Below are 26,427 nucleotides of genomic sequence, written 5' to 3' on the forward strand. Positions count from 1 at the left end.
TCAGGCGGCCTTGCGCAGCTTTTCGGCCAGATCGCGGGCGATGGCGAAGGCGCCCTTGATCTTGTCGCTGTCCTTCTTCCAGTCGCGGCGCAGGATGATCTTGTTGTCCTTGACCTTGGCCAGCCCCTGCTGGTCCTGGATGAAGGCCACCAGCCCCGAGGGATTGGCGAATTTGTCATTGTGGAACTGCACCGTCGCGCCCTTGGGCCCGCCATCGAGCCGGGCAATCCCCGCGCGCTTGCACATCGCCTTGATGCGGACCACCAGCAGCAGGGTGTTGACCTCTTTCGGCAGCTTGCCGAAACGGTCGATCAGTTCGGCGGCAAAGCCTTCCAGCTCGACCTTGGTCGTCAGCGTCGAGAGCCGCCGGTAAAGCCCCAGCCGCACGTCGAGATCGGGCACGTAATCGTCCGGGATCAGCACCGGCACGCCCAGATTGATCTGGGGCGACCAGTCGCTGTCGGTATCGGCCATTCCCTCCAGCTCGCCCGACTTGATCTTGGCAATCGCCTCTTCCAGCATCGACTGGTAAAGCTCGAAGCCCACCTCGCGGACATGGCCCGACTGCTCCTCGCCGATCAGATTGCCCGCGCCGCGGATGTCGAGATCCTGACTGGCCAGCGTAAAGCCCGCCCCCAGCGTGTCGAGCGAACCCAGCACGCGCAGCCGTTTCTGCGCCTGCGGCGTCAGCGGCGCGCGGGGTTTCGTGGTGAGATAGGCATAGGCCCGCGCCTTCGAGCGCCCGACCCGGCCCCGGATCTGGTAAAGCTGGGCCAGCCCGAACATGTCGGCGCGGTGCACGATCATGGTATTGGCGGTCGGGATGTCGAGCCCGGATTCGACGATGGTGGTGGCCAGCAGCACGTCATACTTGCCGTCGTAAAAGGCGTTCATCCGCTCGTCGAGATCGCCCGCCGCCAGCTGGCCATGGGCGGTGATGAAGCTGACCTCGGGCACCTGTTCGCGCAGGAAATGCTCCATGTCGGGCAGGTCCTTGACGCGCGGCACCACGAAGAAGCTCTGCCCGCCGCGATAATGTTCGCGCAACAGCGCCTCGCGGACGGTGACGCTGTCGAATTCGCTGACATAGGTGCGGATCGACAGCCGGTCGACCGGCGGCGTGCCGATGATCGACAGGTCGCGCACGCCGGTCAGGCTCATCTGCAGGGTGCGCGGGATCGGGGTCGCGGTCAGGGTCAGCACATGCACGTCCGAGCGCATCTGCTTGAGCCGTTCCTTGTGGGCGACGCCGAAATGCTGCTCCTCGTCGATGATCAGAAGGCCGAGATTGCGGAACTTCACGCTCTTGGCCAGAAGTGCATGGGTGCCGATGCAGATATCGACCGTGCCCTCGGCCAGCCCTGCCCGCGTCGCAGCCGCCTCCTTGGCGGGGACGAAACGCGACAGCTGCCGCACCTCGACCGGAAAGCCCCGGAAGCGTTCGGCAAAGCCCTTGGCATGCTGGCGCGCCAGCAGCGTGGTCGGCGCGACCACCGCGACCTGCACCCCGGACAGCGCCGCGACGAAGGCCGCGCGCATCGCGACCTCGGTCTTGCCGAAGCCGACATCGCCGCAGATCAGCCGGTCCATCGGCGTGCCCGAGGCCATGTCGGTCAGCACATCCTCGATGGCGGCCAGCTGGTCGTCGGTCTCCTGATAGGGGAAACGCGCCGAGAAGGCCTCCCACATGTGATGACCGGGTTCGAGGATCGGGGCCTGCCTCAGCGCCCGCTCGGCCGCGACCCGGATCAGCTTGTCGGCCATCTCGCGGATGCGTTCCTTGAGCCTGGCCTTGCGCGCCTGCCATGCGCCGCCGCCCAGCCGGTCGAGCAGCCCCTCGTCATGGCCATAGCGGCTGAGCAGCTCGATATTCTCGACCGGGACGTAAAGCTTGCCATCCTCGGCATAGACCAGAAGCAGGAATTCATGCGGCGCGCCGGGCTTGCCGGTGGCCGGATCGGGCACCGCCACGGTCTCGAGCCCCATGTAGCGGCCGACCCCGTGCTCGACATGCACGACCAGATCGCCGGGCGAGAGCGACTGCGTCTCGGTCAGGAAATTCTCGGCCCGGCGGCGCTTCTTCGGGCCGCGGATCAGCCGCTCGCCCAGCACGTCCTGTTCCGAGATGACGGTCAGTCCCGGCCCCTCGAAGCCATGCTCCAGCGCCCAGACCGCCAGATGCAGCCCGCGCCCCTCGGGCACCTCGCGAATATCCGAGACAAGCGTCGCGTCGGTCAGCTCTTCGTCTTCAAGCAGGCCCTTCAGCCGTTCGCGCGCGCCCTCGGAATAGGAGGCGACGACCACCGCGCCCTCTTCGCGCCGCGCCTGAATATGATCCTTCAGGGCGCTGAAAAGGCTGACCTGTTCCAGCTTGCGCTCGGGCGCGAAATTGCGCCCGATGCGGCCGCCCGCGTCGATCACGCCAGGGCCCAGCCCCTGTTGCAGCGGCGCCAGCTGCACCAGCCGGTGATCGGCCAGCGCCGCCTCCCAGGCGGCATCGTCAAGATACATCAGCCCCGGCGGACAGGGCTTGTAGACGGTGTCGATCCGGCCCTTCTGCGTCATCGCCTCGCGTCGGCTCTGGTACTGGTCCTCGATGGTCTCCCAGCGTGCCAGCCGCGCCGGCGTCACCTGATCGTCGAGATAGACCGCCGCCCCCGGCAGATAGTCGAAGAGGGTTTCCAGCCGGTCGTGGAAGAAGGGCAGCCAGTGCTCGACGCCCGCATGCTTGCGCCCCGCGCTGACGGCCTCGTAAAGCGGGTCGTCGGTGCCCGCCGCGCCGAACTCGATCCGGTAATTCTGCCGGAACCGGGTGATCGCGGCCTCGTCCAGAATGACCTCGGAGACCGGCGCCAGCTCGACCGTTTTCAGCTTTTCGGTGGTGCGCTGGGTCGCCGGATCGAAGCGGCGCGCGCCATCCAGCACATCGCCGAACAGATCGAGCCGCACAGGCCCGGCCTCGCCCGGCGGATAGATGTCGACGATGCCGCCCCGGATCGCGTAATCGCCGGGCTCCATCACCGTCGGCGCCTGGGTAAAGCCCATCCGGACAAGGAAGGCCCGGAGCGCCGCCTCGTCGATCCGCATGCCGACCCGCGCCGTGAAGGAGGCGCCCTGCAGAAGCGCCCGCGCCGGCACCCGCTGGGTCGCGGCATTCAGCGTGGTCAGCAGGATGAAGGGGCCGGGCAGCCCCGCCGCCAGCCCCGCCAGCGTCGCCATCCGCGCCGCCTCGACATCGGCATTGGGCGAGATCCGGTCATAGGGCAGGCAATCCCAGGCCGGAAAGTCGAGAACCACCGCCTCGGGCGCGAAAAAGGCCAGCGCCGCGCGCATCGCCGCCAGGCGCTTGTCGTCGCGGGCGACATGAAGGATGGGCCGGCCGCTCCGGGTCAGCTCGCGGGCCAGAAGCCGGGCGTCGTACCCTTCGGGGGCGCCGCCGGCAGTGATGTGACGCAGCTCTTCCATGGGACGGTTCAGATACGGGCGGGGCGGCCGGTGTCAACCGCAACCCGCACCGGTCTAGAGCCCGGTCACGAGCATGTTCATCCACATGCCCCAGAGCGCGGTGACGAAGACCGAGACGATGCCCATCGCCTGCACCCCCAGCCGGTGCCCGCGCAGCATCCCGTAAAGCGCCTCGCCCTCGGGCCCGCATGCCGCATAAAGCCGCGCGGTCCTGACCGACCACAGCCCGACCAGCGTCATCGGCGCCACGAGCAGGAACACCGCCTGACAGAACTCGACCCGGTAGCCGAAGCCCAGCACCGCCAGCAGGGTCAGCACGAAGCCGCCAAGCGCTGCGATCCACAGCCCGGCCTCGGACGCGACAGCGAGATACCGCCGCGCATTGACGCCGACCAGGGTCGTCACATCCCGTGCCGCCTGCCCGCCCTGGCGCTGCGCGCGCTGGATCAGGCCAAAGGGCACGCCCAGCACCCAGTGGCTCGCGCCCGACCACAGCAGTGCAAGCGCGATCCAGTACCACAGATTAGAGAAGGACCGCATGTCGATCAGCTCGAAGAGTTTGCCGTAAAGATCCACCCGCCTGCCTTTCCTGCGCCGCCTCGGGCGCTGCCCGCGCCTGAGACGATTCCCGCCCTTTCGGCCGGACCCGGTTGGGTGTAACGCAGTCGCAGCAATTGTTGAAGGAGCCCTTGCCATGCGCCCGACCGTCGCCCCCTTCCCCACCACGCGGCTGCGCCGCACCCGCCGCAGCGCTGCGCTGCGCGCACTGACCAGCGAGAACACGCTGTCGGTGGGCGACCTGATCTGGCCGATCTTCGTGCGCGCGGGCGAGAATATCGAGGAACCGGTGCCCTCGATGCCGGGCGTGATGCGCCGCTCGGTCGATCTGTCGGTCGAGGCAGTCAAGGAGGCGGCGGCTCTGGGCATCCCGGCCGTGTGCATCTTCCCCTATACCGACGCCTCGCTGAAGACCGAGCTCTGCGAGGAGGCCTGGAACCCCGACAACCTGTCGAACCAACTGATCCGCGCGATCAAGGCCGAGGTGCCCGAGATCGCGGTGATGACCGATATCGCGCTCGATCCCTACAATGCCAACGGCCATGACGGCATCGTCCGCGATGGCGAGATCGTCAATGACGAGACCGTCGAGGCGCTGGTCAAGATGGCCCTGGCCCAGGCCGATGCGGGGGCCGACATCCTGGGGCCCTCGGACATGATGGACGGCCGGATCGGCGCGATCCGCAAGGCGCTGGAGGAAAACGGCCATCAGGGCGTGACCATCATGTCCTATTCGGCGAAATACGCCTCGGCCTTCTATGGCCCGTTCCGCGACGCGGTCGGCGCCGCGGGCGCGCTGACGGGCGACAAGAAGACCTATCAGATGGACCCGGCCAATACCGACGAGGCAGTGCGGCTGATCGAGCGCGACCTGATGGAAGGCGCCGACATGGTGATGGTCAAGCCCGGCATGCCCTATCTCGACATCTGCCGCCGGGTGAAGACCGAATTCGGCGTGCCGACCTATGCCTATCAGGTGTCCGGCGAATACGCGATGCTGATGGCCGCGATCCAGAACGGCTGGCTCGACCATGACAAGGTGATGATGGAAAGCCTGATGGCGTTCAAGCGCGCGGGCTGCGACGGCATCCTGACCTATTTCGCCCCCGCCGCGGCGAAGATCCTGAACGCGCGCTGAAGCCGCGCAGGTTCCGACCGGCCCGATCGGCCGGTCGGCGCCGATGCGACCGCGAAGCCCCCTGCCGCGTCGTCTCGCTGGGTGACAGCTTCGCCTCTGCTCTCTATAGTTTGCGCAAAAGGCCACCAAGGCCACAACCGCATGGGGCAAGAGAGCAATGTTCAAGGACGAGACCACCAACCTGATTTCGCGACGCGGCTTCGTCGTGTCGGCTGGCGCCGCGGCAACGCTGGCGGCCTGCGGCAACGGCGTGGGCAGCAATGGCGCCGCCGCGCTCGATGCCCGCGTCGACAAGACCCGCAGCTACCTGTTCAACCGCTACCCGGCCACCCGCGATCTGTCCCGAAAGGCGCAAGGCATCCTGTGGATGCCGCTGATGACCAAGGCCGGGCTCTGGTTCGGCGGCGCCTACGGGCGCGGGGCGCTCCGGATCGACGACGTGACGGTCGACTACTATTCGGCGACCCAGGCCAGTTTCGGGCTGCAGATCGGCGCCCAGCAATATGCCCATGCGCTGTTCTTCATGACCCCCGAGGCGCTCCGGCAGTTCCGCTCGGGCATGGGCTGGTCGGCCGGGGCCGATCTGGAATATGCGGTGACCAATGATGGCGGCATGGTCTCGGCCGATACCATCACCGCGCTCGACCCGGTGATCGCCGTGGTCTTCGGCCAGGCCGGGCTGATCTTCGGCGCGACGCTCGAAGGCACCAAATACACCCGCATCATCCCCTGAGACAGCCCCGCGCGGCCCGCCTTGGCGGGCCGTTTCCGCGTGGACATTCGCGGGCCCGGCAGGGATAGTCCGCCCCGAGATCCGAAGCGGAGGTCCCATGCAGATCGCGACATTCAACATCAACGGCGTCAAGGCCCGGCTGCAGACGGTGCTCGACTGGCTCGACGCGGCCGCGCCCGACGTCGCGCTGCTGCAGGAGATCAAGTCGGTCGACGAGGCCTTCCCGCGCGCGCCGTTCGAGGATCGCGGCTACAATCTGGAAACCCACGGCCAGAAGGGCTTCAACGGCGTCGCGATCCTGTCGAAATACCCGCTCGAGGATGTCCGGCGCGGCCTGCCCGGCGATGACGAGGACAGCCAGGCGCGCTGGATCGAGGCCACCGTGATCGACAAGCGCGCGGTCCGGCTCTGCGGGCTCTACCTGCCGAACGGCAATCCGGCGCCGGGGCCGAAATACGACTACAAGCTGGCCTGGATGGCGCGGCTCGAAGCCCGCGCGCGGGAATTGCTGGCGACCGAGGAACCGCTGGTTCTGGCAGGCGATTACAACGTCATCCCGCAGGACGAGGATGCCGCCCGGCCCGAGGCCTGGGCCCGGGATGCGCTGGCCCTGCCGGAAACCCGCGCGGCCTTCCGCAGGCTGCTGAATCTCGGCTTCACCGAGGCCTTCCGCGCCCGGGAGCAGGGCCCGGGGCATTATTCGTTCTGGGATTACCAGGCCGGCGCCTGGAACCGGAATGACGGGATCCGCATTGATCACATGCTGCTCAGCCCGCAGGCGGCGGATCTGATGACCGGCTGCCGGATCGAGACCGAGCTTCGGGCGGGCGAGAAGCCCTCCGATCACGTTCCGGTCTGGCTGAGCCTCGACGCCTGAGCCGCCCCGGGATCCTGATTAGCGACAAAGGGCGTCGTCCGGTCCGGCCCCGCGTCCGGACGCCGCTCAGCTTGCCGCCGGATAGCGCAGCGTGGCGTCGTAATCGTAAAGCCAGTCGAACCGGCGCAACGCGGCCCCCGGCGCCATCATCCCGCCGATCCGAAGGGCGGTCTGGGCCGCGACCCGGAGCGGAGGAAAGCTCAGATGGTAGTTCCTTGCATTGCGCGAGGCCATCTCGACGATCCGCTGCGTGCGCGGGCGCCGCTCGGCCTGATAGGAGGCGAAGGCCGCCTCTGGCTCGGGATGGCGCGTCAAGGCCGCGGCCAGCACCCAGGCATCCTCCAGCGCCATGTTCGCGCCCTGCGCCATGAAGGGCAGCGTCGGATGGGCGGCATCGCCCAGGATCGCCGACGAGCCGCGATACCAGCGTTCCGCCACCGGATGCCGGAACAGCCCCCACAGATTGACGCTGTGCACCTGCTCCAGCAGGCGCGGCACCTCGCCGCCGAAATCGGCAAAGACCGTGCGCATCCTGTCGGGATCGCCGGGCCGGTTCCAGCCCTCCTCGACCCAGGCCTCGCGCTCTTCCACGGCGACGATGTTGATCAGCTCGCCACCGCGCAGCGGATAATGCACAAGATGCCGGTGCGGCCCCATATGGATATGGGCCTCTGCCGGGACGTGACCGCGGGCCGGAATCACCGCGCGCCAAGCCACCTGACCGGTGAAACCGGGCGCGACCGCCCCGTTCAGCGCAGCCCGCACCACCGAATGGAGCCCGTCCGCACCGATCACGATGTCGCTGCTGGACCGCGCCCCCTGCGCGGTGATCAATGCCGGCCGCGCGCCGTCGAAATCGAGCCGCGTGACCTCGTGCAACAGCCGGATCTGCACCCCCGCCGCCCGCGCGGCCCTTGCCAGGATGTCGACCAGATCGGCGCGATGGACGAAGAAGTAATCCTTCGCCTGCCGCCCCAGATCAAGTTTCAGAACCCGGTTGCCATGGCGAAAGTCGCGCAACACCACCGCCCGGGCACGCCCGGACCGCGCGGCCAGCGCCTCGACAAGCCCGAGAGCCCGCAGCACCGCTACCCCGTTGGGACTGATCTGAAGCCCCGCGCCGACCTCGCGGATCGCGTCGGCGCGTTCCAGCACCACCACATCGGCGCCCTGCCGGGCCAGGGCCGTGGCGACCGCCAGCCCTGCGATGCCGGCCCCGAGCACCGTGATCTTCCGATTGCCCAGCGACATCCCGGCACCTCTTACACCTGGGCCATCCGGCCCGCACACGCGCCGCCGTCAGTCGTCGCGATGAACCTTTTCACGCCGCTCGTGCCGTTCCTGGGCCTCGAGGCTCAGGGTCGCGATCGGACGGGCATCGAGCCGCTTGAGAGAAATCGGCTCGCCGGTTTCCTCGCAATAACCGTATTCACCCTCTTCGATCCGCCGAAGCGCCGCGTCGATCTTGGCAACCAGTTTGCGCTGCCGGTCCCGGGTCCGCAATTCCAGCGAGCGGTCGGTCTCTTCGCTGGCACGGTCGGCAATGTCGGGAATGTTGCGGCTCGAATCCTGGAGACCTTCCAGTGTCTCCCGGCTTTCGTTCATGAGGTCGTTCTTCCAGGCAATGAGCTTGCGGCGAAAATATTCAAGCTGGCGTTCGTTCATGAACGGTTCGTCCTCGGCGGGACGATAATCGTCGGGCAAGAAAACTTCGGTTTTCATCCCTGCTCCTTCTGCCGGGCCGGGTGAAACCTGTTTCATAATCATTCTCCCCCGGCGCATCTGGGCTCGCGTTTAGCCCAATCGCCGTATCGTGTCACGAGGTTTATGGTCCCTTACATGCCGCTTGAAGCTTTGTGAAGGGGTGCTAGGGTCGCCCCCGATTTCAATGTATTGAAAGGCGGAATTGCGATGAAATTCGGCTCTACCGACGCCTATGTCGCGGCTGACGACCTGTCTGTCGCCGTGAATGCCGCAGTCACGCTGGAGCGCCCGCTGCTGGTGAAGGGCGAACCGGGGACCGGCAAGACCGAGCTTGCGCGACAGGTTGCACAATCGCTGGGCATGCCGCTGATCGAGTGGCATATCAAATCCACGACCCGCGCCCAGCAGGGCCTGTACGAATACGATGCGGTGAGTCGGCTGCGCGACAGCCAGCTCGGCGATGCCCGGGTGCATGACGTTGCCAACTACATCCGCCGCGGCAAGCTCTGGCAGGCCTTCGCCGCGCCCGGCCGGGTCGTGCTGCTGATCGATGAAATAGACAAGGCGGATATAGAATTTCCGAACGATCTTTTGCAGGAACTCGACCGGATGGAGTTTCATGTCTACGAGACCGGCGAAACCGTGAAAGCGCTGGAACGTCCGGTTGTCATAATTACGTCGAATAACGAAAAGGAATTGCCCGACGCATTCCTGCGCCGCTGTTTCTTCCACTATATCCGTTTCCCCGATCTCGACACGATGAAGAAGATCGTCGAGGTCCATCACCCGGGGATAAAGCAGGATCTCCTGCATGTCGCGCTGACCCGCTTCTACGAGATCCGCGAGACCGACGGGCTGAAGAAGCGGCCCTCGACCTCCGAGGTACTCGACTGGCTCAAGCTGCTGCTGGCCGAGGACATGTCGTCCGAGGATCTGCGCAAGGAGGGCCGCTCGGCGCTGCCGAAGCTGCATGGCGCGCTTTTGAAGAACGAGCAGGACGTGCAGCTTTTCGAACGGCTGGCCTTCATGGCGCGGCGCGGGATCTAGCCGCCCGCCCGCGTCTCCCGGCCCGTTCCGAGCGGCCGGGACCTGGCGCCGGGACGCTTCAGCGCCCGGCCAGCGCCTCGTCGAGCAGGTCGCGCAGTTGCCCGGCATCGACCTCGGGCGCAACGAAGGCCGCGCCGATCCCGCGGGCAAGAACGAAGCGCAGCTTGCCGTCCAGCACCTTCTTGTCCTGCGCCATCAGCGCGATCAGAGCCTCGGCATCGGGCAGATCGCCCGGAATGTCGGCCAGATCCTTCTTCATCCCCATCGCGTCGAGATGGGCGCGCACCCGGCTGGGGTCCTCCTGCGAACAGAGCCCCATCCGCGCCGACAGCTCGAAGGCCAGCGCGCAGCCGATGGCGACGCCCTCGCCATGCAGCAGCCGGTCGGAATAGCCGGTCGCGGCCTCCAGCGCATGGCCGAAGGTATGGCCGAGGTTCAGAAGCGCGCGGTCGCCCTGCTCGGTCTCGTCGCGCTCGACGATCCGCGCCTTCATCTCGCAGGACCGTTTCACCGCCGCGATCCGGGCCGCGGTATCGCCCCCCGCCAGCGCCGGGCCCTGCGCCTCGAGCCAGTCGAAGAAGGTCGCGTCGCCCAGAAGCCCGTATTTCACCACCTCGCCATAGCCCGCGAGGAAATCGCGCGGCGCGAGCGTCTCCAGCACGCCGGTATCGGCCAGGACCAGCGCGGGCTGGTGGAAGGCGCCGATCAGGTTCTTGCCGCGGGGCGAGTTGATGCCGGTCTTGCCGCCGACCGAACTGTCGACCTGGGCCAGAAGCGTCGTCGGCACCTGCACGAAGCGCACGCCCCGGCGCAGCACGGCGGCGGCGAAGCCCGCCAGATCACCGATCACCCCGCCGCCAAGCGCGACCACGATATCGCGCCGCTCGATCTTCTCTTCGATCAGCCATTCGACGGCGCGGCCGAACTGTTCCCAGCATTTCGTCGCCTCGCCCGCGGGCAGCGCCAGCGCCGGCGCCTCGATGGGCCCGAGCCCGGCGCGGAAGGCCTCGAGATGCCGCGCCGCCACCGTCTCGTCGGTCAGGATCGCGACGCGCGGGCGTTGCAGCAGCGGCCCGATCTCGGCCCCGGCCCGGGCCAGGAGCCCCTCGCCGATGCGGATGTCATACTCGCGCCCCGGCAGGGCCACATGCACCGTTTCAATCGTTGCGCTCACGCCGCCTCCAATACGTCGGGCCGGGTCTTCAGCGCCTCGATCACGCGCCCGGCCATGTCCTCGACCGAATAGCCCGGATCGGCGCGGACGGCCAGATCGGCCTGCGCATAGACGGGCCGACGCTCATGGTAGAACCCGGCCAGCGTGGCATAGGGGTCCGGGGTGCGCAAAAGCGGCCGGGTATCCTTGTGCCGCACCCGCTGCCACAGCAGATCGAGACCGGCATCGAGCCAGACCGAGACCCCCAGCTCGGAAATGGCCTCGCGGTTCGCCGCCCCCATGAAGGCGCCGCCCCCGGTCGACAGCACCCCCGGCGCCGAGCGCAGAAGCCGGGCGATCACCTCCGCCTCGCGGGCCCGGAAGAAGGCCTCGCCGTCGCGTGCGAAGATCTCGGGAATCGTCATGTTGGCGGCTTTCACGATCTCGGCGTCGGAATCGAGAAAGGGCGCGCCGAGCCGCCGCGCCAGCGCCGTGCCGACCGCCGTCTTTCCCGCCCCCATCAGCCCGACCAGGACCACCGTCTTCTTCAGCTGTGTGCCCACCTGGGCAACCTCCCGCCACTGTTGTCGATTTCTGCCCCTGAATGGCGTGAACTCCGGAGAAATGCCAGTTATAATCGGGCCAAAGCGGGAAACGCGCGAGCAGACCAAAAAAAGGCAGAGCAGCATGGTGCGACTGATCAAGGCACTGTTTATCATCATTATTCTCCTATTCCTCGGGCTGGTGGGCTTTGCCTATCTGGGCGACATGGACCCCGCGCAGCAGACGGTGACCGAAAGCCTGACGCTCGATGTCGACTAGCGCGCGCACCGCGGCACTGGTCGCGGGCGCCCTGGCATGGGCCGCGCCCGCGCTGGCCGAGCGGCCGCTTTCGGCGATCGACTGGCTGTCGGATTCGGTCGCGGCCACAGGCCCCCGGAGGCCCCCGCCCACCATCACCCCGGTGCCCGGCGCCGAGCCGATCACGGTCATGCCGCTGGGCACGACGCTGCTCGATGCGGTCGGATTGCTGCCGCCGCAGGTCAGCGGCTTGCCGCGCACCTTCTGGGGGCCGGGCGAGACCCAGGCCATCGCCCGCGCGGTGCGGGCCGAGCGGGTCGATACCCTGCCCGCGGTACAGGCGCTTCTGGTCAAGCTGCTTCTGGCGGAACTCGACCCGCCGACCGGCGGCGGCCCCGACGGCCAGCTTCTGCTGGCGCGGCTCGACAAGCTGCTCGATCTGGGTGCGCTCGATCAGGCCCAGGCGCTGGTCGAACGCGCCGGCCCCACCGCGCCCTCGCTGTTCCGGCGCTGGTTCGACATCTCGCTGCTGACCGGGCAGGAGGACCGCGCCTGTTCGGCGATGCGCGCCAATCCGGGCATCGCGCCCACCTTCCCGGCGCGGATCTTCTGCCTTGCGCGCGGCGGCGACTGGAACGCGGCCGCCCTGACGCTGGAAACCGGGCTTGCGCTCGGCTTTGTCAAACCCGAGGAAGACGCGCTTCTGGCCCGCTTTCTTGACCCGGCGCTGGCCGAGGAGAGCGAGGCGCTGCGGCTGCCGACCCGGCCCTCGCCGCTGATCTTCCGGATGCGCGAGGCGATCGGCGAGCCGCTCTCGACCACCACCCTGCCCGTTGCCTTCGCCCGTGCCGACATGCGCCCGACCGCCGGCTGGAAGGCGCGGATCGAGGCCGCCGAACGTCTGGCCCGGACCGGGGCGCTGGCGCCGAACGAGCTGCTCGGGGTCTGGACCGAGCGCAAGCCCGCCGCCTCGGGCGGGCTCTGGGACCGTGTTGCGGCCCTGCAGGCCTTCGATCTGGCGATTCTGTCGGGCGAGCCCGATGCGGTGACCGAAACCCTCGCACCGGCCTGGAAGGCGATGGCCTCGGCCGAGCTCGAAGTGCCCTTCGCCCAGCTTTACGGGCCGCAGTTGGTCCGGATGAACCTGCCCGGCGCGACCGGAGCGCTGGCCTTCCGGATCGGGCTTCTCAGCGACGAATACGAGGCGCTGGCCCAGGGGCGCGAGCCGCAGACCAATGAAGAGGCCTTCCTGATCGGCATCGCCCGGGGCGGCGACTTGCAGGGGGTGCCGCCGCTCGGTTCGCTGGCCGCCGCGCTCCGGGACGGGTTCGACCGGCCCGGGCTGGGGACCGGACCGTCGCGGCTGATCAAAGAGGGCCGGCTTGGCGAGGCGGTCCTTGCCGCCATCGACCTGCTGACCGACGGCGCGCAGGGCGACATTCTCGACGTGACCCGCGGGCTCGGGCTGTTGCGCCGACTCGGGCTGGAGGATGCGGCCCGGAAATCGGCGCTGCAACTGATGCTGCTGGAGCGGCGCGGATGACACCGGATGCCGCGCGCTGGATCTCGACCTTTCTCGAGGCCAAGGCCGCCGAACAGGATGCCACCGCCAATACCCAGCTTGCCTATGGCCGCGACCTGAAGGATTTCGCGGGTTTTCTCGACCGCCGTGGGGGACGTTTCGAGACCGCGGACGAGGCCGTCATCACCGCCTATCTCGTTGCCTGCGAGGCCGAGGGGCTGGCCAGGACGACGCGCGCGCGGCGGCTGTCCGCGATCAGGCAGCTTTACCGTTTCGCCTATGAGGAGGGCTGGCGCCCGGACAATCCGGCGTTGCAGATCCGCGGCCCCGGAAGGACGCGACGGCTGCCGATGACGCTCAGCCATGACGAGGTCGAGAGGCTGATCGCGGCCGCGGGCCAAAGCCCCCGCGACGCGACCCGGAACGCCTGTCTGATGCAGGTGCTCTATGCGACCGGCATGCGCGTGAGCGAGCTGGTCACCTTGCCGGTGGCGGCGGCGCGGGGCGATCCGCGCATGCTGCTGGTCAGGGGCAAGGGCGGCAAGGAGCGGATGGTGCCGCTGACGCCCGGCGCGCGCGAGGCGCTGACCGCGTGGCTGGCCGAGCGCGACGCGGCAGAGGCGGCGGCAGAGGCCAGGGGGCTGCCCGCCAGCCGCTATCTCTTTCCGGGCCGCGGCCGGGACGGGCATCTGACCCGGCACCGATTCTATGTGCTGATCAAGGAATTCGCGCTGGCGGGCGAGCTCGATCCGGCCCGGGTCACGCCGCATACGCTGCGTCATGCCTTCGCAACCCATCTTCTGGCCGGGGGGGCCGATCTGCGCGCGATCCAGACCCTGCTTGGCCATGCCGATGTTGCCACCACCGAAATCTACACCCATGTGCTGGACGAGAGGCTGCGCGAGCTGGTTCTGACGCATCACCCGCTGGCCCGCGACGCCGACCCGTCTTGAACGGGGGCTCCCCTGCCCCCATAACCAGACGGACGGTCCCGAACAGAGAGATCCATGGACAGCCCCACCGCGGTCGCAGATGCGGCCTTATTCATTTCCGCCAGCGCCATCATTGCCCTGCTGCTGATCTCGGCCTTCTTCTCCGGCTCGGAAACAGCGCTGACCGCCGCCTCGCGCGGCAAGCTCCGGGCCCGGGCCGACAAGGGCGAGATCGGCGCCCAGACCGCGCTCAACATCACCGAGGACAACGAGCGCCTGATCGGCTCGGTGCTTCTGGGAAACAACTTCGTCAACATCCTCGCAACCTCGCTTGCGACCTCGCTTTTCACCCGAATCTTCGGCGATTCGGGCGTGGCGCTGGCAACGCTGGTGATGACGCTCGTGGTGCTGGTCTTCGCCGAGGTCCTGCCCAAGACCTATGCCATCACCAATCCCGAGACCGCCGCCTCGCGGGTGTCGCCGCTGATCCGGCTGATCATCCTGATCCTGTCGCCGGTCGTCAGCGCGGTGCGGGTGCTGGTGCGGCAGATCCTGGCGCTGTTCGGCGTCCGGGCCGATCCCGACAGCCAGATCATGGCGGTGCGCGACGAGATCGCCGGCGCGCTGCAGCTCGGCCATTCCGAGGGCGTGGTTGAAAAGGAAGACCGCGACCGCATCCTCGGCGCGCTCGATCTCGGCGACCGGACCGTCGAGGAGATCATGCTGCACCGCTCGCAGATCGAGGTGGTCGATGCCGACATGTCGCCAGAGGCGATCCTGTCGCAATGCCTCGAAAGCTCGCATACCCGGCTGCCGATCTACAAGGACGATCCCGAGAACATCATCGGCGTCATCCACGCCAAGGACCTTCTGCGGGCGGTCGAGCGGCTGATGCGGGGGCCCGAGGGCGCGCCCGAGAAGCTTTCGGAGATGCGCGTGCTCGAACTGGCGCGCAAGCCCTATTTCGTGCCCGACACCACCACGCTTGACGATCAGATGCGCGAATTCCTCCGTCGCCACACCCATTTTGCGCTGGTGGTCGACGAATATGGCGCGCTGAGGGGCCTGATCACGCTGGAGGACATCCTCGAGGAGATCGTCGGCGAGATCACCGACGAGTTCGATGTCGACAGCGAGCGCCCGCTGCGCCGGAGCGAGGACGGGGCGGTTCTGGTCGACGGGGCGATGACGATCCGCGACCTGAACCGGGCGATGGACTGGAGCCTGCCCGACGATGAGGCCAATACCATCGCCGGGCTGGTGATCCACGAAGCCCAGTCGATCCCGACCCCGGGTCAGGTCTTCTCGTTCCACGGCTTCCGGTTCGAGGTGTTGCAGCGTCAGGCGAACCGGATCACCCGGCTGAAGATCCGTCCGCTGTAGGATCGGGCGCTCCCGCCCCCGGCCGGCATGGCGCCTCCGGCGCCCCTTGTCCGGGGTTGGGCCGGGCCGCGCCCGTGCCGGGCGCGGTGCCTCCGGCGGGGGTATTTCTGCCAAGAAGAAAAGGGATGGGCCTGAGCAGGCATCCTTCCGGAACGCGCCTGTCGCGGCGAAGGGCGACTGCGGATCGGCGGTGAGGGCTCGACCGTCCCTGGCATGGAAACGCAGGCGGCGGCGCTGTCCAGCCTTGTAGGTTTCCGGGCGGCGATTTCTGGGGTCCGCACGAAAGGCAGGCCCCTCCGCCCCCTCTCCCAGCGGCACGGTCAGGTCCCTGTGGCCGCGGGACACCGCACTCACAGCCGAAAGGATGGATCGCCCTGTCGGTGCGGGGAGGAGCGATGACCGGGCTGCGCGGTCGGTCACTTCGAGCTGCGACGGCTCGGTTGTGGGGTGCGCCATACTGTCGCGGTCAGCCGCATCCCGCCCGTCAGTTCCGTTTCTTCGAAAGATTTATGCAGATTTGACAATACTTATTTAACTTTTCAGTGCCAATCTTGTTTTTATCCCGCTTTCCGGGCCTTCGGTTCGGGCGGGTCTTCCTCCCTGATGGACTGGCCGCATCTTCGCGATGCGGCCTTTTTTGTCATCCTCAGGTTGCATTTAGCGAAATCTTTGCATGTTGACGCTTCACGGCAAACTTCGTAACCTGAGCTTCACAAAAAAGGTCGGCCCGTCCGACAGGGAGCAAGAACTAAGGGAAAAGGGTCGCAGCGCGGCCCTTTTTTCACGCTCGGAAAAGCCCCGCCTGTCCTGCAATTGCCCACTGACAGCACGCCGCAGCTGGTGTAGACCGGCAGCGACGAGCATCCAAGAAAGGCAGGCATGACGATGCGAGAGTTTATCGGACCCCTTGGACTGGCCATGATGGCCGCGATCGCGGCGCCGGCTCTGGCCCAGGAGGCCCCGGCCCAGCCCGAGGGCAACGCGGCTCCGGCCCAGGTCGACAGCACTCCGGCCGGAGACTTGCAGATGGGCGAGAAAGAGGCACAACAGCCGCCGCAAGCCTTCGTGAAGGACACCTTCAAGGATTGGCGCGTGGTCTGCGTCGAGATCAACGAGCGTGAATCCTGCAACATGCAGCAATTGATGCGCGACAGCGACGACAATGCCGTGGCGCAGGTCTCGGTGGCGCCGATGCCGCCCGCCGCCGCACCGCGCGTCGCCGCGGTCGAAATCGCGACCCCGCTTGAGACGTTGCTGTCGGAGGATCTGCGGATCCAGATCGATTCCAGCCAGGCCAAGCGCTATCGCTTCTCCTTCTGCACCCCGCAGGCCTGCGTGGCGCGCTTTGCGCTGTCGGCCGAGGATCTGGCCGCGTTCAAGGGCGGCAAGGAAGCCTCTGTCACCATCGTGCCGCTGGCCGCTCCCGACCAGCAAGCCGATATCAAGATGTCGCTTTCGGGCTTCACCGCCGCGTTCGACGATGCCCTGTCGACGATGTCCGGCAACTGAGACACGGGAGCTTCCCGCTCCGGCGAAACAGAAAAACGCCGCCCCGAGGGGCGGCGTTTTGCGTTCGGCGATCCCGCAGCGCGGCCGACTCAGACCTTGCTCAGACCTTGCGCAGCGCCAGAACCGCGTTCAGCCCGCCGAAGGCAAAGGCGTTCGACAGCACTGCGCTCACCTCGGCTTCGCGCGCCACATTGGGCACCACATCGAGCGCGCATTCCGGGTCCGGCTCCTGATAGCCCACGGTTGGCGGGATCACCCCCTCGCGCAGCGCCATGATGCAGGCCAAAAGCTCGACCGCGCCGGTGCCGCCGATCAGATGGCCATGCATGGACTTGGTCGAGGACATCATCAGCCGGTCCGCATCGGCACCGAAGACATCGGCCACCGCGGCGCATTCGGTCTTGTCATTGGCCGCCGTGCCGGTGCCATGGGCATTGATATAGCCCACATCCCCGGGCGCGAGCCGCGCGTCGCGCAGCGCCCCGGCAATGGCGCGGGCCGCGCCCTGCCGCGAGGGCATCACGATGTCGGAGGCATCCGAGGTCATGGCGAACCCGATCACCTCGGCCAGGATCTCGGCGCCGCGGGCCTTGGCATGCTCGTATTCCTCGAAGACGAAGACCGCCGCGCCCTCGCCCTGGACCATGCCGTTGCGATTGGCGCTGAACGGGCGGCAGCCATCCTTCGACATCACCCGGAGCCCTTCCCAGGCCTTGATGCCGCCGAAGCACAGCATCGATTCCGAGCCGCCGGTGACCATCACCCGGCTCAGCCCCGCGCGGATCATCTGGAAGGCCTGCCCCATGGCGTGGTTCGAGGAGGCGCAGGCCGTCGCCACGGTGAAGCTCGGCCCCTTGAGGTTATAGGCCATCGAGACATGGCTGGCGGCCGCGTTGTTCATCAGCTTCGGCACGACGAAGGGATGGACGCGGTTCTTGCCCTCTTCGTAGACAGAGCGGTAATTCTCGTCGAGCGTGTTCATGCCGCCGCCCGAGGTCCCGAGCACCACCCCCGCCTCTTCCGACAGGTCGTCCGTGAAGGTCAGCCCGGACTGGGCCACCGCCTGACGGGCAGCGAGCAGCGTGAACTGGGTGAACCGGTCGTAAAGCGCGATCTGCTGACGATTGAAATGGGCCTCGGGTTCATAGCCCCGCACCTGACCGCCGATCCGGATCGACAGCCGGTCAAGATCGCGGATGTCGAGCTCGCCGATGCCGCAGCGTCCCTCGCGGAAGGCTGCCAGGGTCTCGCTCACCGAATGGCCAAGCGCGTTGATCGTGCCCTGACCGGTAATGACGACGCGCTTCATGCCTGTTTTTCGGCTGCCAGGCCTTCCACGGCTTTCACGATGGCCTCGACCGAGGAGATGTCGAATTCGCTTTCGGTGGGTTCGTTGGCGTTGAACGGCACCTGGATGTCGAAGGCCTCTTCGATGGCGAAGATCGACTCGACAAGGCCGAGGCTGTCGATCCCCAGATCTTCCAGCGTCGAGTCCATCTTCACGTCCGAGGGTTCCAGCACCGCCTGTTCGGCGATGATCTCGATCACCTTGTCCTTGACGCTATCAGACATGAAAAGCCTCTCTGCCCTTGAATCAGCGTGGGTTTAGTCTCTATCGGCCAGCTTTGAAACCGCTTTTTGCAGCTCGGCCACCTGTGCGAAAAGCCGTGGCAGGCGGCGCAGGCCCTTGTAGGCTTCGATATGGGTTTCCATCCGCATCGCGGGATAGCCCAGCAGCACCCGGCCGGCCGGCGCATTGGAAAAGATCTTGGTCGCGCCCCCCGCGATCACGTCGTCGCCGACGAAGATGTTGTCATTGACGCCGACCTGCCCGGCCAGCACCACGCGGTTGCCGATCCGGGCCGAGCCGGCAACGCCGACCAGGCCGCACATCAGGCAGTCTTCACCGACCTGGCAGTTGTGGCCGATCTGCACGAGGTTGTCGATCTTGGTGCCCGAGCCGATGCTCGTGTCGCGGATCGTGCCGCGGTCGATGGTCGAATTGGCGCCGAGCTCGACATCGTCGCCGATGGTGACCGAGCCCAGCGAATGGATGCGCGTGTAATGCTGCTGGCGGGCGCTGCCGGTCTCGCCCAGGGTCTCGCGCACCGCCTCGACTGCCGATTTCTCGGGCGTGACGAAGGAAAAGCCGTCGCCGCCCACCGCCGCGCCCGGCTGGGCGATGAAGCGGTCGCCGATCCTGACCCGGGCGCAGATCCGGACGCCGTACATCAGCAGCACGTCATCGCCGATGCGCACATCCTCGGCCACCACCGCATGGGCGGCGATCCGGGCATTGGCCCCGATCCGGGCCCGCGCGCCGATCACCGCATAGGGGCCGATGGCCGCCCCCGGCCCGATCATGGCCGACGGATCGATGATGGCGGTCGGGTGGATGTCGGGTCCGATTTCAGGCCCCGGATCCATCATCCGGGTGAGCCCGGCCATGGCAAGACGGGGGCGCGGCGCGAAGATCGCCGCCTTCAGCCCCATCGCGCGCCAGTCGGCGCCGGACCACAGCAGCGCGGCCTGCGCCCCGCCTTCGGCCAGACCGTCCGCATATTTCGGGTCCATGGCCAAGGCCAGCTGGTCCCCGGCTGCCATCGTCGGTTCGGCCGCACCGGTTACCTTGAAGTCGAGATCGCCCTCGGCAGGTGCGCCGAGGGCGGTTGCGATCTCCTGGATCGTGAAGCTCATGCCATCCTCCTGCCCGATTATCCGGTCCACCGCGGGGCGCACCGGCTGGTTCTGGCGGAGATCTACCCCTGAACCTCGGGCAGCGCCACCCCGGCGGCCTGCAATGCGTCGAAAATGGCACCATCGCGCCCGTAGATATCGCGGCGATACTGCATCCGCCCCTTGGGCTTGCCCATCGCGGTGCGGTAGATCAGATGCACCGGCAGCGGCGGGTCAAGATTGACACGGGTTTCGCGACCGCTGCGCAGCTTGGACTGGAACAGGCCTTTCGGGTCGTCGGTCTGTCCGGCGAGCAGCGCATAGGCAAAGTCGAACGGGTCGCTCAGCCGGATGCAGCCATGGCTGAAGGCGCGGGTCTCGCGATTGAACAGCGACTTCGACGGCGTGTCATGCAGGTAGATGTTGTAGCGGTTGGGGAACATGAACTTCACCCGTCCCAGCGCATTGCCGTTCGAGGGCGGCTGCTTGAGATCGAAGGGGAAATTCGAGGCGGTATACTGGCTGAAATCGACCGCGGCGCGGGTGACCACGCGCCCTGCCCCGTCGACCAGCATCAGATGCCCGGCCGCGTTGGGGTTGTTCTGGAACTTCGGCAGATACTCGCGCACCGCGATCGAGCGCGGCACGTTCCAGGTCGGGTTGACGACCATGTGGTTCATCATGTCCGAGAATTCCGGCGTGCGGTAGTCGCGCGCATTGCGGCCGACGACCGAACGGGTCTCGAAGACGGTCTCGCCGTGATCGACGATACTGGCATGGAAATCGGCGATATTGACCAGCACATGCCGGTCGCCGCGCGCATTGCCCAGCCAGCGCTCGCGCTCCATCGCCACCAGCACCGAGCGCAACCGGCGTTCGGCCGACACGTCGAGTTCTTCGCGGGTGCTGGGACCGACGATGCCGTCGGCGTTGAGCCCGTGATCGAACTGGAACGCCTGCACCGCCTTCTGCACCGTGGCATCATAGGTCCGTGTGGCGATGCGCGGCAGGTAGCCCATCGCGATCAGGCGGTTTCTCAGCGCGACGACGCGCGGGCCGGACTGGCCGGGTTCGATCTTGCCGCCAGCCCCGATCTCGGCGCCCCAGCCGCCTTCGGCGATCAGCCGTTCAAGCCGGATCTTCTCGCGCATCAGGCGGGCATATTCGGGGTTTTGCGGCGAAAGCCCGCGCAGATAGGCCAGCGGCGAGGATGCCTCGGCAAGTCCGGCGATCAGCGTCGCGGGGGCGGGCCGGTCGAGCTTGCGCTTGATGTCCGAAACCACCGCCCCGGGGGTCAGCACGCCCCGGCTCGCATCATGCGCATAGTCGAGATACATCCGCATCGCCGCGACCTCGGCCCGGCCGATGCCGCGCTGGGTGCGGGCGTCCTGGAAGGTCTCGACCAGGCGCCCGACATCGTAGCGCGCGGCCGGGAGCCCCTGCGCCGGCGCCTCCTGAAGCACCGTCACCAGCGCGCGGCGCCGGGCCTCGCCATCGGCCGAGGTCCAGAACGGCGCGTAGTCGCGGTCGCGATAGAAGGCGGCGATCGCATCGTCCTGCGCGGCGGCCACGGCGACCGCTTGTTTGAAGGCAGTCAGTTCGGTCTCGGCAAGCGCCGGGGCCGCAACCCCAATACAAGCAGCAGCAAGGCCCGCAAAAGCGGCCCCGCGGAGGAAGGATATGGGCATCAATTCTTTCCCGTCAGGCAGTTCCAGTCGCGCGAATGGCGCCCACAATCGGTCAATTGCCGACCTCTGTCCACATCCATTAGGCGCCTAAACCACAACGCGAGGTTAACCGTGGCCGTTCCGCCGCATCACGAAAAAAAAGCGCACAGCACCCCTGAAATGAGCAAGATCTTGCCAATTTGGCCGCCCCGAAGGGGGTGCGGCGATTCCTTTCTTGGCCCGGTCGTCGAGTTGTGAGATAGGGTGACAGGGCTCCGGGGACGGACCCGACCATAAAAAACACCGCGAAAACGCGGGATTGGAGCGAATTGGGGCGGGCGGAGTAAACATGACGACACCCAGACACTGTTTGACACGCCGTGGCGTGTTGGCGGCTTTTGCGGCGACGGCCGCGGTGGCTGCACCGACATATTCGAATGCTTTCGGGCTGATGCGGGGGGCCGGCGATGTCCGGCGCCTGCGAATGTATTCCGGCCGGACCGGCGAAAGCATCGACACGGTCTACTGGATCGACGGCGAGTATATCGGTGAGGCCGTGAAGGAAATTAACCACTTCATGCGCGACTGGCGCTCGGGCTCGGTGATCCCGATGGACCTTCGCAATTTCGACATCCTGGCGGCTGCGCATGGTCTCATGGACCTGCAGGAACCCTATATGCTGCTGTCGGGCTATCGCACCGCGCAGACCAACGCGATGCTTCGGTCGCGCTCGTCGGGCGTGGCCAAGAAATCCCTGCACATCAAGGGACAGGCCGCGGATGTCCGTCTCAAGAGCCGCTCGGTCGATCAGATCGCGCGCGCGGCGGGGGCCTGCCATGCCGGCGGCGTCGGGCGCTATTCGCGGTCCAACTTCGTGCATATGGATTGCGGGCCGGTGCGCAGCTGGGGCCGCTGAGGCGCGCCCGGCGAGACTTCCGAATGACGTGGGCCGCGTCCAAGCGGGCTGGAACTGCGCTGGCCTGCAAAAGCCGCGCCGCCAGTCGTGTTGCGGCGGGCGGTTGCCTGGCATGGCCCGCCCCGGAAGCCTCTCGCAGATCGGTTGCGTCTTCGACCTCATGCCCTCCCAACGCCGGACATGCCGTTCGGTTCCTCATGTCAGGCCAATCCGCGACTCGGCTCCGACCCGCCGGCGCCCTGAGCACGATTCCGCGCAATCCCGGCCCCGCATCGGCTGGAAAAAGCGCCCGGACCCAGAGTGATTTCCCTGTCAAGGCGGCTGACATGAAAGTTTCAAATGACAGTCCCCACGCCGCTCCGGTAACGAACGCCGCATGGGCGGCACGATGCCGCCGGTTTTGAGACCCCGAAAGGAGATGTCGATGAAGATTGCGGTACTTGGCGGCGACGGTTTCTGCGGCTGGCCAACCTCGCTGCACCTGTCCAGCCTCGGTCACGAGATTCACATCATCGACAATCTCAGCCGACGCTGGATCGATACCGAGCTTGGCGTACAGTCGCTGACGCCGATGGATTCGATCCAGGAACGCTGCCGGATATGGAAGGAAACCTCGGGCGAGCAGATCCATTTCCACCTGATCGACCTCGCCAAGGAATATTACCGCCTGCGCGACTGGCTGTCGGAAAACCGCCCCGACGCGGTGATCCATTTCGCCGAGCAGCGCGCCGCGCCCTATTCGATGATCTCGGACCGCCACAAGATCTACACCGTCGACAACAACATCAACGCCACCCACAACCTTCTGGTGGCGATGGTCGAAACCGGGCTCGACGCGCATCTGGTGCATCTGGGCACGATGGGGGTCTACGGCTATTCGACGGTCGGCGCGCCGATCCCCGAGGGCTATCTCGACGTCTCGATCGACACGCCCGATGGGTCGAAGGAGATGGAGATCCTCTATCCGACCCGGCCCGGCTCGGTCTATCACATGACCAAGTCGCTCGATCAGATCCTGTTCCAGTTCTACGCCCAGAATGACGGGGTGCGCGTCACCGACCTGCATCAGGGCATCGTCTGGGGCACCAATACCGACCAGACCCGGCGCCACCCGCAGCTGGTGAACCGCTTCGATTATGACGGCGATTACGGCACCGTGCTGAACCGCTTCCTGGCCCAGGCCGCCATCGGCTATCCGCTGACAGTGCATGGCACCGGCGGGCAGACCCGCGCCTTCATCCATATCCAGGACACGGTGCGCTGCATCGAGCTCGCGCTGAAGGATGCCCCCGCCAAGGGCGAGCGGGTCAAGATCTTCAACCAGATGACCGAGACCCACCGGGTCCGCGATCTGGCCGAGCTGGTGGCGAAGATGACCGGCGCCGAGATCGCCTATCTGCCGAACCCCCGCAAGGAAGCCGCCGAGAACGAGCTGATCGTGAAGAACGACAATTTCCTCGGCCTCGGGCTCGATCCGATCACCCTGCAGGAGGGGCTTCTGGAAGAGGTGGTCGAGATCGCGAAGAAATTCGCCCACCGGGTCGACCGCAAGCGCGTGCCCTGCGTCTCGGCCTGGACCCGCGATCTTGCCAGCCGGGTCGAGCGCGATCCCGAAGGCAAGCGCCTGAAATCGGTCTCGTGACCGGGGCGTTCGCGTGACAGACGGATTGAGGCCCGCCCGTCCGGCGGGCAGCCCGAATGCCTATGTCACCCTGGTCACCAACGCGGATTTCGCGTTGGGGGCCAGGGCCCTGCTGCGGTCCCTGAAACGGACGGACGGCCGGGCCTCGGACATATGCGTGCTGCATACCGGCGGCGTGGCCGAGGCCGATCTGGCGCCCCTGGCCGATCTGGGCGCGCGGCTGGTCGAGACCGACCTGCTGCCGACATCGGACGCCTTCAACGTTGCCCATGCCCGCGACAAGCTGCACCGGGACGCGCCATTCACCAAGGGAACCAAGCCCGCCTTTCACACGCCCCTCGACAATTTCTGCAAGCTCAGGCTCTGGCAGCTCGATTACGAGCGGGTGATCTTTCTCGATGCCGATACGCTGGTGCTGCAACCGATCGACCGGCTGTTCGATTATCCCGAATTCTGCGCCGCGCCGAATGTCTATGAAAGCCTCGCCGATTTCCGGCGGATGAATTCGGGCGTCTTCAGCGCGCGCCCCGATCCCGCCACCTTCGAGGCAATGATGACGCGGCTCGATGCGCCGGGCGCGTTCTGGCGCAGGACCGACCAGACCTTCCTGCAGGCGTTCTTCCCGGACTGGCACGGGCTGCCGGTCTTCTGCAACATGCTGCAATATGTGTGGTTCAACCTGCCCGGGCTCTGGTCCTGGCCCGATATCCGCGTGCTGCATTTCCAGTATGAAAAGCCCTGGCAGGACCACGCCAAGGCCGACCGTCTCAAGCCGCTGATCGATCTCTGGCGCGCCCATGCCGAGGGCGCCGCCATCCCCGATACCACCACCCTGCCCGGACCGCCCGCGCCATGAGCCTCGCCGTCACCGGTGCCACCGGCCTTGTCGGGCGCTTCTTCGTCGAAGAGGCGCTGGCGGCGGGCGAGCCCGTCACCGTGCTGGGCCGCACGCCGCCGCCGCCCGGTTTCTTTTCCGCCCCGACCGGGTTTCGCCCCTACGCGCTTGGCGACCGCCCGGACCTGAGCGGCATCGACGCGCTGATCCATTGCGCCTTCTCGCATCTGCCGGGGCGATACCGGGGCGGCGAGGGCAGCGACCCCGAGGGCTTCACCCGCGCCAATCTCGATGGCTCGGTCGCGCTTTTCGAAACCGCGCGCGCGGCCGGAACCGGTACCGTCCTGTTCCTGTCCAGCCGCGCGGTCTATGGCCGCTATCCGCCCGGCACCGGCCTGACCGAAACCCTGCCCCCCTATCCCGACACGCTTTACGGCAAGGTCAAGGCCGAGGCCGAACGCCGCCTCTTCGCCCTCGCCAGCGACTGCTTCGCCCCGGTCGCCCTGCGCGCCACCGGCATCTACGGCCCCGCAGGCCCCGGCCGGGCCCATAAATGGCAATCGCTCTTCGACGATTTCCGCCAGGGCCGCCCGATTTCGCCCCGCCGCGGCACCGAGCTTCATGGCGAGGACCTCGCCGCCGCCGCCCGGATACTGCGCGACACCGGCGCCCGCGGGATCTTCAACGCCTCCGACATCCTGCTCGACCGCCACGACCTCCTGGCGCTCATGGCGCGGGCCGAACGCATCGAGCGCCTCCTGCCGCCCCGCTCGGACAGCCCGGTCAGCGCCATGCGATGCGACCGCCTCGCCTCCCTCGGCTGGGAACCCGGCGGGATCGCCCGGCTGCACGCGACCCTCCCCGCGCTCTGCCGCCCCTGCCCGGCCGGCTGATCCCCCGAAAGGCGCGGCCCCTTCTTCTTGGCGAAAATACCCATGACCCGGCCCGCCTGCCGTCCCGACGCCCGGGGATGGACCCGCGGCGGGACGTTCCTACATATTCTTCGAGACGTCATCAGCGAGGATCCCCGACCCATGATCGACATTACCGAAGAGACCGCCGAAGGCCTGCTCGAAATCCGGGCCACCGGTCGCGTCACCGAACAGGATTACGAAACCATCCTGATCCCCGCCCTCACCCGCGCCCTCGACTGGGGCGCGCCGGTCCGGCTGCTCTATCAGGTCGGCCCCGATTTCGAGGGCTATTCCGCAGGCGCGCTCTGGGCCGATGCCCGGCTCGGGCTGAAGCACTGGCGCGGTTTCGGAAAGATCGCCGTCGTCACCGACAGCGACAAGATCGAGGCCGGGGTCCGGATGTTCGGCTTCACCCTGCCCTGCCCGGTCCGGACCTTCGATCTGGACGAGATCGACGCCGCGCGGCTCTGGTTGCGCGAATCGCTCGGCACGATCCATTTCGAGGAAATCGGCGCGGACGCGCTTCAGGTCCAGCTCATCGGGCGGCTCGACAGCGCCAGCTACAAGACCCGCAGCCCCGATCTCGACGCCTATGCCGCCGCCCATGACCGGTTCCGCCTGATGGTCGACTTGCGCCGTTTCGAGGGCTGGCAGGGGCCGTCGGCGCTCGGCGAGCATGTCAACCTGGTCCGCCACCACCGCCATCAACCCTACCGGATCGCCGTCGTCGGCGACAAGTCGTGGATGAAGCTGGCCGAAACCCTGCTGCCCTTGATGCTCGACGCCAAGGCCAAGTATTTCGACGAGGACGATTATGCTGCCGGCCGGGCCTGGCTTCTGACCTGAGACGGTGCAGCCCCGGGGGTGTCGGACTGCGCTGCCGACGCCCCGGTCTTCGCTGGGCGCTCCCGGCCGAAGATCACACCCGCAACACGCGGGACTCGACGGGGCGGCC

At 67.1% G+C, this 26,427-nt stretch carries 24 protein-coding genes; 14 read left to right on the top strand and 10 right to left on the bottom strand.

All coding sequences use genetic code 11. From position 1 onward, the window contains the following. The gene (mfd, locus tag A6W98_RS13085) at positions 1 to 3,465 is read right to left on the bottom strand and encodes a transcription-repair coupling factor (RefSeq protein ID WP_042462121.1); all 3,465 of its coding nucleotides are present in this window, start codon (positions 3,463 to 3,465) and stop codon (positions 1 to 3) included. 54 nt (positions 3,466 to 3,519) lie between these two features. Continuing rightward, positions 3,520 to 4,041 (bottom strand): hypothetical protein, encoded by a 522-nt coding sequence (locus A6W98_RS13090; protein WP_042462122.1) that lies wholly within the window; start codon positions 4,039 to 4,041, stop codon positions 3,520 to 3,522. A gap of 118 nt (positions 4,042 to 4,159) precedes the next feature. On the opposite strand from A6W98_RS13090, the gene hemB reads away from it, so the two are divergent. The 3 genes from hemB (at position 4,160) to xth (ending at position 6,771) form a co-directional block, all read left to right on the top strand. Continuing rightward, complete coding sequence (hemB, locus tag A6W98_RS13095) at positions 4,160 to 5,161, top strand: porphobilinogen synthase (protein ID WP_042462124.1); 1,002 nt, start codon at positions 4,160 to 4,162, stop codon at positions 5,159 to 5,161. Between the two features lie 157 nt (positions 5,162 to 5,318). Next, positions 5,319 to 5,894 (top strand): lipid-binding SYLF domain-containing protein, encoded by a 576-nt coding sequence (locus A6W98_RS13100; protein ID WP_042462126.1) that lies wholly within the window; start codon positions 5,319 to 5,321, stop codon positions 5,892 to 5,894. 97 nt (positions 5,895 to 5,991) lie between these two features. Continuing rightward, positions 5,992 to 6,771: an exodeoxyribonuclease III gene (gene xth / locus A6W98_RS13105; protein WP_042462128.1), complete on the top strand. Its 780-nt coding sequence runs from the start codon at positions 5,992 to 5,994 to the stop codon at positions 6,769 to 6,771. 66 nt (positions 6,772 to 6,837) lie between these two features. On the opposite strand, the gene A6W98_RS13110 is transcribed toward xth, so the two are convergent. Next, complete coding sequence (locus tag A6W98_RS13110; RefSeq protein ID WP_042462130.1) at positions 6,838 to 8,022, bottom strand: FAD-dependent monooxygenase; 1,185 nt, start codon at positions 8,020 to 8,022, stop codon at positions 6,838 to 6,840. Positions 8,023 to 8,070: 48 nt separating this feature from the next. Then, on the bottom strand, positions 8,071 to 8,493 hold the full coding sequence (gene dksA / locus A6W98_RS13115) for an RNA polymerase-binding protein DksA (RefSeq protein ID WP_042462132.1): 423 nt from the start codon (positions 8,491 to 8,493) through the stop codon (positions 8,071 to 8,073). A gap of 189 nt (positions 8,494 to 8,682) precedes the next feature. On the opposite strand from dksA, the gene A6W98_RS13120 reads away from it, so the two are divergent. Next, positions 8,683 to 9,522 (top strand): AAA family ATPase, encoded by an 840-nt coding sequence (locus A6W98_RS13120; protein WP_042462134.1) that lies wholly within the window; start codon positions 8,683 to 8,685, stop codon positions 9,520 to 9,522. A gap of 58 nt (positions 9,523 to 9,580) precedes the next feature. Here A6W98_RS13120 and aroB read toward each other — a convergent pair whose 3' ends face one another. Beyond that, complete coding sequence (gene aroB / locus A6W98_RS13125) at positions 9,581 to 10,696, bottom strand: 3-dehydroquinate synthase (protein ID WP_042462136.1); 1,116 nt, start codon at positions 10,694 to 10,696, stop codon at positions 9,581 to 9,583. Continuing rightward, positions 10,693 to 11,238 carry a shikimate kinase gene (locus A6W98_RS13130; protein WP_042462138.1) on the bottom strand — a complete coding sequence of 182 codons (546 nt, stop codon included), beginning with the start codon at positions 11,236 to 11,238 and terminating at the stop codon, positions 10,693 to 10,695. Before A6W98_RS13130 ends, aroB begins: the two co-directional genes overlap by 4 nt. A gap of 124 nt (positions 11,239 to 11,362) precedes the next feature. Here A6W98_RS13130 and A6W98_RS22135 point away from each other — a divergent pair, with 124 nt between their 5' ends. The 5 genes from A6W98_RS22135 to A6W98_RS13150 all read left to right on the top strand — a co-directional run bounded on the left by A6W98_RS22135 (position 11,363) and on the right by A6W98_RS13150 (position 16,822). Further along, positions 11,363 to 11,497 (top strand): hypothetical protein, encoded by a 135-nt coding sequence (locus A6W98_RS22135; protein ID WP_256714516.1) that lies wholly within the window; start codon positions 11,363 to 11,365, stop codon positions 11,495 to 11,497. After that, complete coding sequence (locus A6W98_RS13135) at positions 11,487 to 13,019, top strand: hypothetical protein (protein WP_042462140.1); 1,533 nt, start codon at positions 11,487 to 11,489, stop codon at positions 13,017 to 13,019. The genes A6W98_RS22135 and A6W98_RS13135 overlap by 11 nt, the downstream gene beginning before the upstream one ends. Beyond that, on the top strand, positions 13,016 to 13,951 hold the full coding sequence (locus A6W98_RS13140) for a tyrosine recombinase (RefSeq protein ID WP_042462142.1): 936 nt from the start codon (positions 13,016 to 13,018) through the stop codon (positions 13,949 to 13,951). Before A6W98_RS13135 ends, A6W98_RS13140 begins: the two co-directional genes overlap by 4 nt. Positions 13,952 to 14,005: 54 nt before the next feature. Then, positions 14,006 to 15,313, top strand: coding sequence for an HlyC/CorC family transporter (locus A6W98_RS13145; protein ID WP_042462144.1), 1,308 nt, complete (start codon positions 14,006 to 14,008; stop codon positions 15,311 to 15,313). Positions 15,314 to 16,231: 918 nt separating this feature from the next. Further along, the gene (locus A6W98_RS13150) at positions 16,232 to 16,822 is read left to right on the top strand and encodes an invasion associated locus B family protein (protein ID WP_168161831.1); all 591 of its coding nucleotides are present in this window, start codon (positions 16,232 to 16,234) and stop codon (positions 16,820 to 16,822) included. A 100-nt stretch (positions 16,823 to 16,922) separates the two neighbouring features. Here the strand turns inward: A6W98_RS13150 and A6W98_RS13155 are convergent, their stop codons facing one another. The 4 genes from A6W98_RS13155 to A6W98_RS13170 all read right to left on the bottom strand — a co-directional run bounded on the left by A6W98_RS13155 (position 16,923) and on the right by A6W98_RS13170 (position 21,186). Continuing rightward, on the bottom strand, positions 16,923 to 18,131 hold the full coding sequence (locus A6W98_RS13155; protein WP_042462146.1) for a beta-ketoacyl-[acyl-carrier-protein] synthase family protein: 1,209 nt from the start codon (positions 18,129 to 18,131) through the stop codon (positions 16,923 to 16,925). Next, on the bottom strand, positions 18,128 to 18,394 hold the full coding sequence (locus tag A6W98_RS13160) for an acyl carrier protein (protein ID WP_042462148.1): 267 nt from the start codon (positions 18,392 to 18,394) through the stop codon (positions 18,128 to 18,130). Before A6W98_RS13160 ends, A6W98_RS13155 begins: the two co-directional genes overlap by 4 nt. A 33-nt stretch (positions 18,395 to 18,427) precedes the next feature. Further along, the gene (gene lpxD / locus A6W98_RS13165; RefSeq protein WP_042462150.1) at positions 18,428 to 19,519 is read right to left on the bottom strand and encodes a UDP-3-O-(3-hydroxymyristoyl)glucosamine N-acyltransferase; all 1,092 of its coding nucleotides are present in this window, start codon (positions 19,517 to 19,519) and stop codon (positions 18,428 to 18,430) included. Between the two features lie 62 nt (positions 19,520 to 19,581). Then, positions 19,582 to 21,186, bottom strand: coding sequence for a L,D-transpeptidase family protein (locus tag A6W98_RS13170; protein WP_042462151.1), 1,605 nt, complete (start codon positions 21,184 to 21,186; stop codon positions 19,582 to 19,584). 328 nt (positions 21,187 to 21,514) lie between these two features. On the opposite strand from A6W98_RS13170, the gene mepK reads away from it, so the two are divergent. From mepK to A6W98_RS13195, 5 genes are all read left to right on the top strand, one after another. Beyond that, a complete protein-coding gene (gene mepK / locus A6W98_RS13175; RefSeq protein WP_042462154.1) occupies positions 21,515 to 22,081 on the top strand; it encodes a peptidoglycan L,D-endopeptidase MepK in 567 nt (188 codons plus the stop codon). Positions 22,082 to 22,505: 424 nt separating this feature from the next. After that, positions 22,506 to 23,723: an NAD-dependent epimerase/dehydratase family protein gene (locus tag A6W98_RS13180; protein WP_042465098.1), complete on the top strand. Its 1,218-nt coding sequence runs from the start codon at positions 22,506 to 22,508 to the stop codon at positions 23,721 to 23,723. Between the two features lie 13 nt (positions 23,724 to 23,736). Further along, entirely contained in the window at positions 23,737 to 24,579 is an 843-nt protein-coding gene (locus A6W98_RS13185) for a glycosyltransferase (RefSeq protein ID WP_081251927.1), read from the top strand. Beyond that, positions 24,576 to 25,451, top strand: coding sequence for an NAD-dependent epimerase/dehydratase family protein (locus tag A6W98_RS13190; protein WP_042462158.1), 876 nt, complete (start codon positions 24,576 to 24,578; stop codon positions 25,449 to 25,451). The genes A6W98_RS13185 and A6W98_RS13190 overlap by 4 nt, the downstream gene beginning before the upstream one ends. Before the next feature lie 141 nt (positions 25,452 to 25,592). Beyond that, entirely contained in the window at positions 25,593 to 26,318 is a 726-nt protein-coding gene (locus tag A6W98_RS13195) for a SpoIIAA family protein (protein WP_042462160.1), read from the top strand. Positions 26,319 to 26,427 lie beyond the last annotated feature (109 nt).

Origin of the sequence: Rhodovulum sulfidophilum DSM 1374 (assembly GCF_001633165.1) — a bacterium.
Classification (GTDB): Bacteria; Pseudomonadota; Alphaproteobacteria; order Rhodobacterales; family Rhodobacteraceae; genus Rhodovulum; species Rhodovulum sulfidophilum.

What these genes read in the sequence shown, in the direction of transcription:
- A6W98_RS13145 (WP_042462144.1), top strand. Translation starts at nt 14,006, where the DNA reads ATGGACAGCCCCACCGCGGTCGCAGATGCGGCCTTATTCATTTCCGCC.
- A6W98_RS13100 (WP_042462126.1), top strand. Translation starts at nt 5,319, where the DNA reads ATGTTCAAGGACGAGACCACCAACCTGATTTCGCGACGCGGCTTCGTC.
- xth (WP_042462128.1), top strand. Translation starts at nt 5,992, where the DNA reads ATGCAGATCGCGACATTCAACATCAACGGCGTCAAGGCCCGGCTGCAG.
- A6W98_RS13170 (WP_042462151.1), bottom strand. Translation starts at nt 21,186, where the DNA reads ATGCCCATATCCTTCCTCCGCGGGGCCGCTTTTGCGGGCCTTGCTGCT.
- lpxD (WP_042462150.1), bottom strand. Translation starts at nt 19,519, where the DNA reads ATGAGCTTCACGATCCAGGAGATCGCAACCGCCCTCGGCGCACCTGCC.
- mepK (WP_042462154.1), top strand. Translation starts at nt 21,515, where the DNA reads ATGACGACACCCAGACACTGTTTGACACGCCGTGGCGTGTTGGCGGCT.
- mfd (WP_042462121.1), bottom strand. Translation starts at nt 3,465, where the DNA reads ATGGAAGAGCTGCGTCACATCACTGCCGGCGGCGCCCCCGAAGGGTAC.
- A6W98_RS13180 (WP_042465098.1), top strand. Translation starts at nt 22,506, where the DNA reads ATGAAGATTGCGGTACTTGGCGGCGACGGTTTCTGCGGCTGGCCAACC.
- dksA (WP_042462132.1), bottom strand. Translation starts at nt 8,493, where the DNA reads ATGAAAACCGAAGTTTTCTTGCCCGACGATTATCGTCCCGCCGAGGAC.
- A6W98_RS13195 (WP_042462160.1), top strand. Translation starts at nt 25,593, where the DNA reads ATGATCGACATTACCGAAGAGACCGCCGAAGGCCTGCTCGAAATCCGG.
- A6W98_RS13160 (WP_042462148.1), bottom strand. Translation starts at nt 18,394, where the DNA reads ATGTCTGATAGCGTCAAGGACAAGGTGATCGAGATCATCGCCGAACAG.
- A6W98_RS13140 (WP_042462142.1), top strand. Translation starts at nt 13,016, where the DNA reads ATGACACCGGATGCCGCGCGCTGGATCTCGACCTTTCTCGAGGCCAAG.
- A6W98_RS22135 (WP_256714516.1), top strand. Translation starts at nt 11,363, where the DNA reads ATGGTGCGACTGATCAAGGCACTGTTTATCATCATTATTCTCCTATTC.
- hemB (WP_042462124.1), top strand. Translation starts at nt 4,160, where the DNA reads ATGCGCCCGACCGTCGCCCCCTTCCCCACCACGCGGCTGCGCCGCACC.
- A6W98_RS13120 (WP_042462134.1), top strand. Translation starts at nt 8,683, where the DNA reads ATGAAATTCGGCTCTACCGACGCCTATGTCGCGGCTGACGACCTGTCT.
- A6W98_RS13135 (WP_042462140.1), top strand. Translation starts at nt 11,487, where the DNA reads ATGTCGACTAGCGCGCGCACCGCGGCACTGGTCGCGGGCGCCCTGGCA.
- A6W98_RS13155 (WP_042462146.1), bottom strand. Translation starts at nt 18,131, where the DNA reads ATGAAGCGCGTCGTCATTACCGGTCAGGGCACGATCAACGCGCTTGGC.
- A6W98_RS13110 (WP_042462130.1), bottom strand. Translation starts at nt 8,022, where the DNA reads ATGTCGCTGGGCAATCGGAAGATCACGGTGCTCGGGGCCGGCATCGCA.
- A6W98_RS13190 (WP_042462158.1), top strand. Translation starts at nt 24,576, where the DNA reads ATGAGCCTCGCCGTCACCGGTGCCACCGGCCTTGTCGGGCGCTTCTTC.
- A6W98_RS13150 (WP_168161831.1), top strand. Translation starts at nt 16,232, where the DNA reads ATGATGGCCGCGATCGCGGCGCCGGCTCTGGCCCAGGAGGCCCCGGCC.